Annotated in this window: 12 protein-coding genes; 6 read left to right on the top strand and 6 right to left on the bottom strand. The window is 56.6% G+C overall.

Annotated features, from left to right (window positions below; genetic code table 11):
* Positions 1-4: 4 nt before the first annotated feature.
* A complete protein-coding gene (gene accD, locus ACRZ9X_RS16310; protein WP_480520744.1) occupies positions 5-937 on the top strand; it encodes an acetyl-CoA carboxylase, carboxyltransferase subunit beta in 933 nt (310 codons plus the stop codon).
* Positions 934-2208 (top strand): bifunctional folylpolyglutamate synthase/dihydrofolate synthase, encoded by a 1275-nt coding sequence (locus tag ACRZ9X_RS16305; RefSeq protein WP_480520742.1) that lies wholly within the window; start codon positions 934-936, stop codon positions 2206-2208. The genes accD and ACRZ9X_RS16305 overlap by 4 nt, the downstream gene beginning before the upstream one ends.
* A 66-nt stretch (positions 2209-2274) precedes the next feature.
* Here the strand turns inward: ACRZ9X_RS16305 and zapE are convergent, their stop codons facing one another.
* A complete protein-coding gene (gene zapE, locus ACRZ9X_RS16300; protein ID WP_480520740.1) occupies positions 2275-3333 on the bottom strand; it encodes a cell division protein ZapE in 1059 nt (352 codons plus the stop codon).
* 146 nt (positions 3334-3479) lie between these two features.
* On the opposite strand from zapE, the gene ACRZ9X_RS16295 reads away from it, so the two are divergent.
* A complete protein-coding gene (locus ACRZ9X_RS16295; RefSeq protein WP_480520738.1) occupies positions 3480-4718 on the top strand; it encodes an MFS transporter in 1239 nt (412 codons plus the stop codon).
* Between the two features lie 95 nt (positions 4719-4813).
* On the opposite strand, the gene mtnA is transcribed toward ACRZ9X_RS16295, so the two are convergent.
* From mtnA to ACRZ9X_RS16270, 5 genes are all read right to left on the bottom strand, one after another.
* Positions 4814-5908, bottom strand: coding sequence for an S-methyl-5-thioribose-1-phosphate isomerase (gene mtnA / locus ACRZ9X_RS16290; protein ID WP_480520736.1), 1095 nt, complete (start codon positions 5906-5908; stop codon positions 4814-4816).
* Positions 5909-6023: 115 nt separating this feature from the next.
* Positions 6024-6479 (bottom strand): YaiI/YqxD family protein, encoded by a 456-nt coding sequence (locus ACRZ9X_RS16285; protein ID WP_480520734.1) that lies wholly within the window; start codon positions 6477-6479, stop codon positions 6024-6026.
* Complete coding sequence (gene sthA / locus ACRZ9X_RS16280) at positions 6476-7936, bottom strand: Si-specific NAD(P)(+) transhydrogenase (protein WP_480520732.1); 1461 nt, start codon at positions 7934-7936, stop codon at positions 6476-6478. The genes ACRZ9X_RS16285 and sthA overlap by 4 nt, the downstream gene beginning before the upstream one ends.
* Positions 7937-7939: 3 nt before the next feature.
* Positions 7940-8773: an S-formylglutathione hydrolase gene (gene fghA, locus ACRZ9X_RS16275; RefSeq protein ID WP_480520730.1), complete on the bottom strand. Its 834-nt coding sequence runs from the start codon at positions 8771-8773 to the stop codon at positions 7940-7942.
* A gap of 101 nt (positions 8774-8874) precedes the next feature.
* Positions 8875-9804, bottom strand: a complete 930-nt coding sequence (locus ACRZ9X_RS16270) for an AEC family transporter (protein WP_480520728.1) — start codon at positions 9802-9804, stop codon at positions 8875-8877.
* A 172-nt stretch (positions 9805-9976) separates the two neighbouring features.
* Between ACRZ9X_RS16270 and ACRZ9X_RS16265 the strand changes: the two genes are divergently transcribed.
* The 3 genes from ACRZ9X_RS16265 (at position 9977) to ACRZ9X_RS16255 (ending at position 13945) form a co-directional block, all read left to right on the top strand.
* Positions 9977-10600, top strand: coding sequence for a TetR/AcrR family transcriptional regulator (locus ACRZ9X_RS16265; RefSeq protein WP_480520726.1), 624 nt, complete (start codon positions 9977-9979; stop codon positions 10598-10600).
* Between the two features lie 406 nt (positions 10601-11006).
* Positions 11007-13232, top strand: coding sequence for an ATP-binding protein (locus ACRZ9X_RS16260; protein ID WP_480520725.1), 2226 nt, complete (start codon positions 11007-11009; stop codon positions 13230-13232).
* Positions 13232-13945 carry a response regulator gene (locus tag ACRZ9X_RS16255; protein WP_480520723.1) on the top strand — a complete coding sequence of 238 codons (714 nt, stop codon included), beginning with the start codon at positions 13232-13234 and terminating at the stop codon, positions 13943-13945. Before ACRZ9X_RS16260 ends, ACRZ9X_RS16255 begins: the two co-directional genes overlap by 1 nt.
* Positions 13946-14038: the final 93 nt, after the last annotated feature.

The raw sequence follows: 14038 nt of genomic DNA, 5'->3' as shown, positions 1-14038 counted from the left end.
CGACATGAACTGGATCACAAACTACGTCCGCCCCCGGATCAACTCGATCTTCTCGCGCCGCGAAGTGCCCGAAAACCTTTGGCACAAATGCGATGAATGCGGCACCATGCTGTTCCATCGTGAATTGGCGGAAAACCAGAATGTTTGCACCCAGTGTGACCATCATATGCCGATCACGCCGCGCGAACGTTTTGCGCATCTGTTCGATGGGGGTATTTTCACCGAGGTCGAGGTGCCCGCACCCAAAGATGACCCGCTGCAATTCCGCGATCAGAAAAAATACCCCGACAGAATGAAATCGGCGCAGAAGAAGACAGGCGAGAAAGAGGCCATGCTCGTCGTCACAGGTGAAATCGGACGCACACCCATCGTGGCTGCGGCGCAGGATTTTTCCTTTATGGGCGGTTCAATGGGTATGTATGTCGGCAATGCCATCATCGCTGCTGCACAAGAAGCCGTGAAGCTCAAGCGCCCACTGGTTCTGTTTTCGGCGGCAGGCGGTGCGCGCATGCAGGAAGGTATTCTGAGCCTGATGCAGATGCCGCGCACGACGGTCGCCGTCGAGATGCTGAAAGAGGCGAACCTGCCTTACATCGTCGTGCTGACCCACCCGACAACAGGGGGTGTGACCGCGTCCTATGCAATGCTGGGCGATATCCATATTTCGGAACCCAATGCGTTGATCTGCTTCGCCGGACCGCGTGTTATCGAACAGACAATTCGGGAAAAACTGCCCGAGGGCTTCCAACGCGCCGAATACTTGCTGGATCACGGCATGTTGGACCGTGTCACCAAGCGGACCCAGATGCGCGACGAACTGATCACGATCACCCGGATGCTGATGAATCAGCCACCTGCGGTCAAAGGGGATCTGCCCGCGCCTTCACCGGATCCGATCGGGGAAGAAGCGCCCGCCAAGGACAAGACGGAGTCATGACCAGCCCGACATCGGACGTCATCCTTGACCGGATGATGGCCCTGCACCCCAAGATCATCGATCTGACCTTGGATCGCGTCTGGCGCTTGCTGGCGGCGCTGGATAACCCTCAGTTAAAACTGCCCCCTGTGATCCACATCGCAGGCACCAATGGCAAAGGTTCGACCCAAGCCATGCTCCGCGCCGGGCTTGAGGGGGCAGGGTTGTCCGTGCACGCCTATACCTCGCCCCATTTGGCGCGGTTCCACGAACGCATCCGATTGTCTGGTGCGTTAATCTCGGAACCCGATCTGACGGCAGTGCTGGACGAGTGCTATGCCGCCAATGGGGGCGAGAATATTACCTATTTCGAGATCACAACCTGCGCTGCCCTGCTGGCTTTTGCACGCAGCAGCGCCGATTTTGCCTTGCTTGAGGTTGGCCTCGGAGGGCGTCTGGACGCAACGAATGTAATCGAACAACCGGCAGTCACAGTGATCACGCCGGTATCAATTGACCACGAACAGTTCCTGGGGGACACGCTGGGTAAGATCGCGGCGGAGAAGGCGGGCATCATCAAGCCGGGTGTACCCTGTATCGTTGGTCCCCAAGAGGATGATGCTCTCGAGGTGATCGAATACACTGCTGCCCGCTTGGGCGCGCAATTGCTGGTGCATGGCCAGCATTGGCACATCCAAGAAGAAAACGGACGTCTGATTTACCAAGACGAAACGGGTCTTCGCGACTTGCCCCTGCCGAACCTGCTGGGCGGGCATCAAATTCAGAACGCAGGCACCGCGCTGGCTGTACTTCGACATCTCAAGCTGGGGGATGACGCATACGAAGCCGCCGTGACCAAAGCCGAATGGCCCGCACGGATGCAGCGCTTAAAATCCGGCCCGCTGGTGGCGCAGGCCGGTGGGGCGGAGCTTTGGCTGGACGGCGGTCATAACGCGGCCGCCGGACAGGCTCTGGCGAAGGTTCTGAACGATTTGCCGGATCGCCCGACTCATCTGATCTGCGGTATGCTGAATACCAAGGATATCACTGGTTACCTGGCTCCGCTGGCCGCTCAGGCTCAGAGCCTCACCGCAGTTTCCATCCCCGGAGAACCCAATACACTCAGCGCTGAGGACACGGCAGCCGCCGCAACGCGGGTCAACCTGCCCGCAAGCACGGCAGACAATGTGTCTGCCGCCCTGAAGGCCATCCTGACCAAGTCCCCGGACGCTCGTGTCCTGATTTGCGGGTCCCTCTACCTGGCCGGAAACATCCTGCGCAAGCACAGTTAAATCTTCATCTTTTTAAAAATACTCCGGGGGAGACCGGCCCATCGGGCTGGGCGGGGGCAGAGCCCCCTATTTGCCCCAATCTTTGCCCTGCATTTCGCGCAGTCGCGACGCGGTGCGCTCAAATTCAAACGTGCCTTCGCCCTCGACATACAGCATTTCCGGTGCATCGGCGGCCGAACAGATCAATCGGACATGGGCCTCATAGAGGGCATCGATCAGAGTCACGAACCGTTTGGCTTCATTAAAATTGTTTCGCGATAGACGAGGAACATCCTCAAGCACCAGCACCTTCAGCGCCTCGGCAATCGCCAGATAGTCCCCTGGGCCCAGCATTCGACCACATAAGTCATAAAACGAGGCGCGCGCGACCCCATTGCGATATGCGGGCAAAACAACCTCGCGCCCTTTTACATGCAGCACCAGCGGTTCGGCAGGACCACCCGAAAGATCAATCCAGACCGCGCGGATTTTCGATCGGGCTTCGGGTCCAATTGGCGAGAAATAGACCGGTGCGCCCTCAAGCCTGCTCTGACGATAGTCGGTTGGCGATATCAGTTCCCAGACCTGAAGCTGTTCCTTGATGTGCTGGATGAAGGGCAGGAACAGCTGACGGTTCAGCCCGTCTTTATAAAGGTCATCCGGGTGCCGGTTCGAGGTCGTGACAACCACCACACCCCCCTCATGCAGCATGTCAAACAGCCTGCCCACAATCATCGCATCGGTGATATCGGTAATCTGCATCTCGTCAAAGGCCAGGACCTTTACAGATTTGACGACCTGGTCGGCTACAGGTGCCAAAGCGTCTTCGACACCATCCTCCCGGGCTTTGTGAAGACCCGCATGTATCTCTTGCATGAAGGCATGGAAATGAACCCTGCGTACGGGCACATCGTCCATAGTATCGACGAACATATCCATCAGCATCGACTTGCCGCGCCCGACGCCGCCCCACAAATACAACCCCTTGGGTGGGGCAGGAGCCTTGCGAAAAAATCCGCGTTTCACCGGTTCGTTGAGTGCCGTGCGGATGCGCTCGAAATGGGGCAGTACTGCTTCCTGCGCATCATCACGGGTCAGGGTGCCATCCGCGATGCGGGTCTCATAGAGCGAAATCAGATCCGTCATACCCGAGCCATAACGTCCCGTCTGAGCATTGAAAAGAAACGTTTCCCACGATTCATCAAATTTACTTATCCTCCGCCGCAAAACTCCTGAATTGACGGAACAGAGGTATCAGGTGACAACTGCCGCGAGAAACTTCCGGAGGCACCATGCCGCAGCATGCCCGAATGCTAAATCCGATCCTCATCGTCGGCTGTATCGTCATCACGGTCAGCTTTGCCGTACGCGCGTCCTTTGGTGTCTTTCAGATTCCGATTGCTGACGAGTTCGGGTGGCTTCGCAGCGAGTTTTCGATGGCCATCGCGATCCAGAATCTGGCATGGGGCATCGGTCAGCCCATCTTCGGGGCCATTGCCGAAAAAATCGGCGATCGACGCGCTATTATTCTGGGGGCGCTGACCTATGCGGCGGGTTTGGTCCTGTCCGCTTGGTCCGTCACTCCGTTCGAACATCAGACCTATGCCTGGCTTGTCGGATTTGGCGTTGCGGGTACAGGATTTGGTGTTGTCCTTGCCGTCGTCGGACGCGCGTCCTCTGATCAAAACCGTTCCATGTCTCTCGCGATTGTCACAGCGGCCGGTAGCATGGGGCAGGTCATTGGTGCCCCAACCGCCGAATGGATGCTGACTTTTCTGCCTTGGCAGCAGGTCTTTATCGTCTTTGCCATCGCGATATTGGCGCTGATCCTGACATTGCCACTCATGCGGGCGCCGCAGCAAATCAGCAAGGCCGAGCTTGAAGAGACGATGGGACAAATCCTGCGCAAGGCCTTCCATGATCCATCTTTTGCACTGATCGCCATCGGGTTCTTCAGTTGCGGATATCAATTGGGTTTTGTGACCGCGCATTTTCCCGCATTTGTGACCGAAATGTGCGGCCCGATACAGCCCGGCGGGGTTCTGGACTCAATCGGAATAACGTCCACCTCCGCCCTTGGCGCGGTTGCGATTTCATTGATCGGACTGGCAAATATCGGTGGCACCCTTCTTGCAGGTTGGGCGGGCAATCACTTTCCCAAGAAATACCTGCTGGCATTGGTCTACACCGGGCGGACTTTGGCCGCAGCCGCATTCATCGTTTTCCCGATCACGCCGCTGTCGGTTATCGTTTTCTCGCTTGTCATGGGATCGCTTTGGCTGGCGACGGTTCCGCTGACATCGGGTCTTGTCGCGCATCTTTACGGTGTGCGCTACATGGGCACGCTTTATGGTCTTGTGTTCCTGAGCCACCAGGTCGGGAGCTTTCTCGGCATCTGGTTGGGCGGGCGGATGTATGACCAATATGGCGACTACACTGTGGTCTGGTGGATCGGTATCGCTATAGGTGCGTTCAGTGCCGTGGTGCATTTGCCCATCCGAGAGAACCGCGCGTCTCTCGCTGCGGCCTGAGCAGGTCCGCCGGCTTTAATTGTGAAGTGAACACAGCGTTTAGCGGATCGCCAGAGCTCCGGCAGGTACCGACATGCCGTCACGCAGGGTTCGGCTCAGCCCTGATGTTCCGGAAACAACCCCGCCAATCCTTCCTCTGAGGCCGCGCATACGCCGCGTTCGGTAATTAGCCCGGTCACCAGACGATTGGGTGTGACGTCGAAGGCCGGATTTCCGCCCTCGGTGCCATCTGGAGTAACGCGAAGATTGGCAATTCCACCCTGATCGTCGATACCCATCACATGCGTCACCTCGGTCTGATCGCGTTCTTCAATCGGAATTTCAGACACACCGTCGTGCACTGTCCAATCAATCGTTGGGGAAGGCAGCGCGACGTAGAACGGCACACCGTTGTCATGCGCCGCCAGCGCCTTGAGATACGTGCCGATCTTGTTGCACACGTCCCCTTGCGCGGTAGTGCGGTCGGTCCCGGTGATCACCGCATCCACCATCCCGTGCTGCATCAGGTGTCCTCCTGCGTTGTCCACGATATAGCGATGCGGAATGCCGTGTTCACCCAGTTCCCAGGATGTAAGCGCACCCTGATTGCGGGGGCGGGTTTCATCCACCCATACATGGATGGGAATACCTGCTTCATGGGCATGATACATCGGGCTGGTGGCTGTGCCCCAATCCACAGTTGCCAGCCAACCCGCATTGCAATGGGTCAGCAAACGAACAGGTTCGCCTTCCGGTTTCTTGGCCGCGATGTCCTTGATCAGCTGCAATCCGTGCCGCCCGATCGAGGCATTGATCTCGACATCTTCGTCCGACACATCCTGCGCCAATTGCCACGCACGCTCGGCCCGGTCGCTTAGCGCCAGTGGCATCAATACTTCGCGGCATCTGTCCAGTGCCCATTTCAGGTTGATTGCAGTCGGACGCGTTGCGTGCAGAACCTCATAGGCGTTTTCGAATGCAGCGTCCGAGCTGTCGCGTGACATCTGTTCTGCGATCCCGAACGCGGCTGTCGCGCCGATCAGAGGGGCGCCCCGAACCCACATGTCCCGAATGGCAGTGGCAAAATCAGCCAGTGACTTCAGCGTCACGATCCGAAAGTCATGGGGCAACCATCGCTGGTCGATGATGCGAACTTCCGCTTCTGATTTGTCCCACCAGATCGACCTGTAATGCGCGCCTTTGACTTTCATAATCTAACCTCTGAACTGAAAATATGTGGGCTTTTGATGCCTAACCTGCGTCTTATACCCGGCGTTGTAAACAAGTGGGTCATAATACGGGGCGCGATGGTCTCCGAAAATCGCATCAAACCCGGCGGGCGGCACGCAGTTCCTGCTCCAGCCGGTCCAGAAAGCGCGAGCGGTCGGCTTTGCCAAAAGTTTTCCCGCCCCCTTGCTGTCCCAGCGGGTTGGAGGCGCGCAGGTCAGCCATCAGATCACGCATCGCCAGTTGTTGGCCGATATTGGCGGCTGTGAACGCCTCGCCATTGGGTCGCAGTACACGCGCACCCGCCTCGATACATCTGGCGGCCAGCGGGATATCGGATGTGATAACCACATCCCCGGGGCCGCACCGGTCGGCGATCCACTTGTCCGCCTCGTCCGCGCCCTGAGATACAACCACGATTTCGACCAGTGGATTGGCAGACGGGCGCAGGCCGCCATTCGAGACCAGCTTGACCGGAACTTTATGGCGTGTGGCGACGCGTTCTGCCTCGGCTTTCACCGGGCAGGCGTCACCATCCACATACAGGGTTGTCACGCCTGTTTCGCCTGTTTGGGTGCCGGTTTGGTCTTGGGTGCCTTGCGCACCTTGAACTCTTCGGGGATCGGCATCCGGTTGAACGCATCAAGTCCGGCAATTTTGTATGCCTCGGCCAGAGTGGGGTAGTTGAACGTGTTCTGGACAAAGTAATCCACCGTCCCCTTCAGGTTCAGGACCGCCTGCGCAATGTGGATCAGCTCGGTTGCTCCTTCGCCAACGATCTGAACGCCGAGCACCCGGCGGGTTTTCAGGGAAAACAGCATTTTCAGCATACCATGTTCCAATCCCATAATATGCCCGCGTGACGTTTCTCTGAACCGTGCCACGCCGACCTCGTATGGAATTCCGCGCTCTTGCAGTTCCTCTTCCGACATGCCGCAGGTCGAGATTTCGGGGACCGAGTAGATTCCGTAGGGATACCACGGGCTTTCCGGAAGGGTCGGGGTTTCAAGGGCGTGGCATGCCGCGACACGACCTTGCTGCAAGGACGTGGAAGCCAGAGATGGATGCCCGATCACGTCACCCGTTGCATAAATATGTGACACCGAAGTTTGGTAGGTTTTACGATCCACGCCTATCCGGTTTCGATGATCGGTTTCGATGCCCACCGCATCCAGATTCAATGCAGATGTGGCCCCCATTCGACCCGCAGCGAACAACAGCATCTCGGCCCGGATGTGGCGGCCATTGTCCAGCGTCACTTCGACATGCGTGCCGGCGTCCTCGATTTTCTCGACTGCCGATCCAAGACGAAGATCGACGCCATTCTCCCGGATCTGATGCGTGAAATCATGGATCAGGGTCTTGTCTATGAAATCCAAAAAGCTGTCACGGGGTTCAATCAGAGTGACCCGGACATCCAGGGCCGAGAACATCGTGGCATATTCAACGCCGATCACACCGGCCCCGATCACGCAGAGCGAGCGGGGAATTTCCTCCATCTCAAGGAAATCATCGCCATCCACAACGGTTTTGCCGTTGAATGGCACGTAATCCGGACGGTAGGTCTTGGTCCCGGTGGCGATCAGGAACTTGGCGGCGGTCAGGCGCGTGGTCTCGCCCGCATCGGTCGCAACCTCGATCTCGTGTGGGCCGGCGAATTTTGCCAGCCCGTTCAAGGTTTCGACATGGTTGCGGTTGAACTGATGCTCCAGCACATCCACTTCGTGGTCCAGCGTCATGTGCAATCGCGCTTTCAGGTCTTCTGCCCTGATCTGATCCTTGACCCGGTAGGAGCGGCCATAAAAGCTGCGCTCGCGCCAGCCGGACAGGTTCAGAACCGTCTCGCGCAGAGTTTTCGAAGGGATTGTCCCGGTATGAACTGATACGCCGCCAAACCGATCCTTGCGGTCAATGACCAAAACGCGACGCTGCAGCTTGCCCGCCTGAATTGCAGCTGCCCGTCCCGATGGGCCCGATCCGATGATGATAAGGTCATAGTCGAAATCGCTCATACTTTAATCCCCGTACAGCGCTTCGGCGTGGAAGGTTATGTGATCTTCCATGAAGGAAGAGACGAAAAAGTAAGAGTGATCGTAACCGGGTTGCAGGCGGAAGGTGGCTTGTTGACGACGTTTTGCAATCGCTTGCGCCAAGGCCTCGGGACGTAGCAAATCCATGAATTGATCACTGGCGCCCGTGTCGATCAGAATAGGGCCGTCAAAGCCTTTGTCTTCCATCATCAACGAGGCGTCATGTTTTGCCCATGCTGCGGAATCGTCACCCAGATAGGCCCCGAGCTGTTTGCGGCCCCAATCCGCTCCGGTCGGGTTTGAAATGGGTGCAAAAGCCGAAACAGACCGGTATCGTCCGGGCAGGTTCATAGCCAGAGTCAGAGCGCCATGCCCGCCCATGGAATGCCCGGTGATCGCTTGCCGGGCGCTATCGATGGCAAAATTTTCGGCCAATAAGCTCGGTAGCTCTTCGGCCACATAATCCCACATGTTGAAGTGCGGAGCCCAGGGGGTCTGAGTTGCGTTAACGTAGAATCCGGCACCCTGACCGAGATCATAATCTTCGTGATCAGCAACACCTTCGCCTCGGGGGGAGGTGTCGGGAAAGACCAATGCGATGCCCTGTTCGGCGGCCCAGCCCTGCGCCCCGGCCTTTGTCATGGCGTTTTCATGGGTGCAGGTCAGGCCTGAGAGATACCACAGAACCGGAACCGGCCCATCCTTGGCCTCGGCTGGCAGAAAGAGGCCAAAGGTCATGTCACATTGACAGGCCGAGGACACATGGCGATACACGCCTTGCACACCGCCAAAGCAAGCGTTTTCTGAAAGAGCTTCCATCAGGAACATTCCTTGTGTTGCGTTGCGCCATGGCTAGCGTCCTGTTGCGCTGGCGTAAAGTGCGGGAGCCTCCGGCGGGAGTATTTTTGAAAAGATGAAGTCTAGAGGGTGCCGACCCAACTGATGACCAGCGGCACGGTCAGAATGCTGATCATGGTCGACAGCAATATTGCAGCAGACGCGCGGTGGGGTGCGATCTGGTAATGAGCTGCCAGCATGTAAACGTTGCCTGCCACGGGTAAGGCCGCTGCGGCCACGGCAACCGTTGCTGTGAACGGTTGAACCGGGATGACGTAGATGACCATAGCCGCGACGCAAATGGGGTGCAGGACAAGTTTGCAGAAGCTTAGCCAGCCTGCGATTTCGACGCGCTCGGCGGATTTTGTCGCCAGGGATGCCCCGATCGCAAACAGCGCGCCGGGGGTGGCAGCCCCGCCGAGAATGGTCAGAAAATCAACGGCGGGGCCGGGGACGGGAATGCGCAGGGCCGACCAGATCATTCCCGCAGATATTGACAGGATCATCGGGTTTTTAAGCAGGCCCAGTCCGATCAGATGCAAGGTTTGCAAGCTAAGCCGCCCATCACGACCACCATTGATCAGGATGACGATCAAAGAGGAAAAGACCACCAGATCGACAGTCAAAACCAGCATGACCGGCCCGATTGCCGCGTCAGACAGAAGCACGGCCAGCATGGGCAGACCCAGAAAGCCGACATTTCCGATAGCGGCGCATTGCGCTTCGACTGCGGCAGTGGGAACGTCCAGCCCCCGGATATACGCCACCAGTGTTGCCAGCCCATAAACGGCGACGGTGCCGATCAGGTAGCCGACGATCAGGCGAGCGTCGAATATCTGCTCGAACGGGAGCGTCGCCGCAAAGCGGAACAGCATTGCGGAGAGCGCGAAATAGAAGACGAACTTTGTCAGATACGCCGTCGCTTCTTCTGGAAAGAAGCGGCTGCGCCCGGCCCAGTATCCAAGGCCGATGATTGCGAAGAAGGGCAGGGTGCGCAGGAAAATCTCGACCATGTGCAACGTGTTAGCACGGTTTGCACGCGCTTCAAGACCTAAGGGATTTGCTTATCCAGTCACGGGTATTTGAAGTGACGTCAAGACACGGACACGTCATGCGACGTGAGAATCGTTGAAACTGAACCGCTCGGTTTATAGATTCACGAAAAGTATCACGTCAGGAGACCTCATGTCCCAAGCCGCCACCATCCTCCGCACGGGCCGAAAGTTCGATCAAGTTTTGCGCGGAGCACGAGAGGTGTTCATGGCGGATGGGTTCGAAGGCGCCAGTGTTGACGACATTGCGCGGGCTGCGGGTGTATCGAAAGCGACCCTGTACAGTTATTTTCCCGATAAACGCCTGTTGTTCACGGAAGTTGCGCAAACAGAATGCAGCCTGATGGCGCAACGCATTCTGTCGATGATAGACGAGACGAAACCGGCACGCGAGGTTCTGACGATTGCCGCCACCCAGTTGACGGCGTTTCTGGTCTCTGACTTTGCTCAGCAGGTTTTTCGTGTATGCGTTGCGGAACGGGACCGGTTCCCGGAACTGGGCAAGGCCTTTTACGAGGCCGGGCCAAAAAACGGCACCAATCACCTGGCTGCTTATCTTGAAAAAGCCGTGGCTAAGGGCGAGCTGGTCATCGAAGATATTCACATGGCGGCGGAACAGTTCTCGGAACTGTGCAAGGTGCGGCTGTGGGGGCGTGCGGCTTTTGGAATTCAAAGCAGCTTTGGCCAGCACGAAATCGACGAAGTCGCGTTGCAGGCCGTTGATATGTTTATGGCCCGGTACGGCGCCCGGAGCTGACGGCGTTTAGGGGCTCTGTATTAGCCATTTCGAACTGTTGGTGCACACATCGCGTCAAAAAAAGGGCGCGCTGCGTCCAAGACACCTTAATTGAGAATATATTCCTACTTTGCCTTGTTGTGAGATGTAACGAGAGCGCGCCAGTCTCGTGCCCCCGCGTTATTAGGTTTGAAACTTCACATTTTTGACATGGCGCGCAGAGCCAAACTGTAAAGATGGTGGAAGGACCACCGCGCGTTATACTGACTAGTACACGCCAGGTTCTTTGTATTGATCGAGTCAGTTTCAGATCGAGGTTTTTCTAGCGGTTTCAGAGGGGATGTTCTGAAACAATTGAAACACGAGATTTGGGTATTGAAACAGCACTGAAACACCCATGTTTTAGAAAGTTGGGATGACGGTTGGTATGGCAAATGATTTCAAGGAAATCGAGAAAGCACGCGATTTGTTGCGTGATGCCATCGAGTCGCTGAAAGAAGGGTTTGCCCTTTATGACGATGACCGTCGGCTTGTGATGTTCAATCAGCGATATGCTGAAATGAACAAAGGCGTACGCGATCTGCTGGAACCCGGGCTGGATTGGGAAATCCTGATGCGCGAGACAGCGCGCCGGGGCATCTATGCCGATGCCATCGGCAACGAAGAAAAATGGGTGTCGGACAGGCTGGCCAACGGGATCGAGTTCATCCAGGATTTCGAGCTGACTGAAACTGATGGGCGCACATACCTAGTGTCTGTCCATCCCACCCAGTTGGGTGGGTTTGTCGTCACCCGGGAAGACATCACCGAGCGGAAGCGGATCGAAGTCGAAGAACGCGACGGCGATCTTTTGATCCGGAAAGTATTGGATGCGAGTTCCGCCGTGGTGACCATGGCCAGAATTGGCGATGGGCAGCTACTGTATCGTTCGCCCGCCGCGCTGGAGATGTTCGGGCCTGCCAAGTCGGCCCGCGAACATTATGCCACGCCGGATGATCGCGCCGATTTCGTCACGCAGTTGCTGGCTGATGGGCGGGTTGATGACTACAAGCTGGATTTGCTGAACGCCAAGGGGCAGGTGTTTCCGGCATCGATCTCATCGCAGTTGATCGACTACAAAGGCGAAGACGTCATTGTCACCAGTATCATCGATCTGACGGTCCAGAAAGAGGCGGATGCCTTGATCCGGCAAGTTCTGGAGGCCTACCCCGCCGCAATAAACATGACGAAAGCGGAAACCGGTGAAGTGCTTTATGCCACACCGGAGATGACTGCGCTCTTAGGCAATTCGGCAAGTTCGAAAACCTATTACGCCGATCCGACCGAACGTGCACGATACTTGCACGAGCTGCGCGAGGCAAAATCGCTGAAAGACCGGCGGGTCGAATTCATCGATGCAAATGGGCGGCGATTTTGGGCGGCGGATTCCTCGCGCTTGATCGAATTCAACGGGGAAGAAGTGATTGTCTCGAATACGCGGGACCTGACGGATGAGCTGGCCATTGAAGAAGAGCTTTCGAAACAACGCGAATTGCTGTTCCAGAATGAAAAGATGTCCGCGCTGGGTGAATTGCTTGCTGGCGTGGCGCATGAATTGAACAACCCGTTATCGGTCGTGGTTGGGCATTCGCTTATGCTGAAGGAAGAGATCACCGATCCCGATTTGACAGTCAGGATCGAGAAGATCGGCAAATCGGCGGAGCGGTGCGCCAAAATCGTCAAGACATTTCTAGCCATGGCGCGGCAGAAACCCAGTAAGATCGAGCCCGTGGATTTGGCCAGTGTGATCGAAACCGCAGCTGATGTGGTGGGATATGGGGGCAAATCCGGTGACATCTCGATCCGGCAAAGCCTCCCCGTTGGGCTGCCGCCGATTGCGGTCGATGCGGATCAGATTACACAGGTTATCATCAACCTGATTATCAATGCCGAACAGGCGATAAACGCCTCTGGGCACGGAGATTTTATTGAGCTCTCCGCCACAGCGAAGCCCGAGACGAGGATGGTCGAAGTGCTGGTCCGGGACAATGGGCCCGGTATCCCGCAAGCGCTTCGCCCCCGTATTTTTGAACCGTTTTTTACGACCAAAGAAGTCGGAGAAGGCACCGGGATTGGTCTGGCCTTTTGTCACCGCATCATTCTGGCTCATGGGGGTCAGATAAGGCTCGACTCGTCCGGGGTGTCCGGTACCTGTTTTCGGATCACGCTGCCAATGGCGGCCGATCAGGCCGCTGACACCGAAACACCTGCAGCGCTTGGTTCGCCTTTGGCAAATCGCAGGGTACTGGTCGTGGACGATGAGGCTGAAGTCGGTGAACTGAACGCTGAAATTCTGAGGAAAGACGGGTTTGACGTCGATTTTGTGACCTCTGGAGAAGAAGCGATCCGCTGTCTGCAGAGGGAGAGGTACCATGTCCTTATCAGCGATTTGAACATGCCTGATGTCGATGGACGACGCATTTACGAGACGTTGCAGGCCCAATTCCCGGACATGTTGACTCGGACGGCCTATGTCACGGGCGACACGATGGGGGAAAGCTCGTCGGCGCTGTTACAGGAATCCGGTCTGCCTTATCTGGAAAAGCCGGTGTCGCCAGTCGAATTGAGGACACTTGTCGGCAAGTTGTTGGCCGACCAAAAGGACCACTCATAATGGATAAACAAGTCAACCATATCCTGGTTTGTGATGACGAGGTGGATGTTCGCGAAATGCTGCAGGAATATCTTGGCAAACGCGGCTACAAGGTGTCGGCAGCATCTGGGGGGCAGGAACTTCGCGACATTCTCTCGGTGGATACAGTTGATGTCATGATCATGGACATCAACATGCCAAAGGAGGACGGTCTGTCTATCCTGAGATCACTGCGTCCTGAAAACACGACCCCAGTCATAATGCTGACTGCAGCAGGCGATGTAGTGGACCGGATCATTGGTCTGGAAATGGGCGCGGATGATTATCTTGGCAAGCCGGTGGACCTTCGGGAGCTGGAGGCCCGGATCAAAGCAATCATCCGGCGCGAGGCCATCAGAAGTACACCGGAAACCGGGCAATCGGAAGGTAACGGTGCTATGTTTGGCGAGTTTACGCTGGATCTGGAGGCAGCAAAGCTGCTGGCGGCAGATGGCTCTGAGGTTCAGTTGACGGCGATGGAATATAGCTTGTTGAAAGTGTTCGCGGAAAACAAGGGTCGTGTGCTGAACCGGGACCAACTGCTGGAACAGGCGCATGACCGGTCCTGGGACCCGTTTGATCGCAGTATCGATATCAGGATTTCCCGGCTACGCCGCAAGCTTGAAACAAATCCGGAAAAGCCGGAAATTATCCGAACCGTGCGTGGCATCGGATATGTGTACGATCCGAAGTGACAAGGTAGGGAATTGGAATGTGGTGCAACGTCAATGCCTCGGCTACGGTGCTGCGTGTTTCATAAGTCTTTATTTTAGATCGTAAATCAGAGT

The sequence above is a fragment of the Ruegeria sp. AL1 genome (assembly GCF_056540905.1).
The sequence above is the reverse complement of the archived record's forward strand: the minus strand, read 5'-3'. Positions and strand labels throughout refer to the sequence as shown.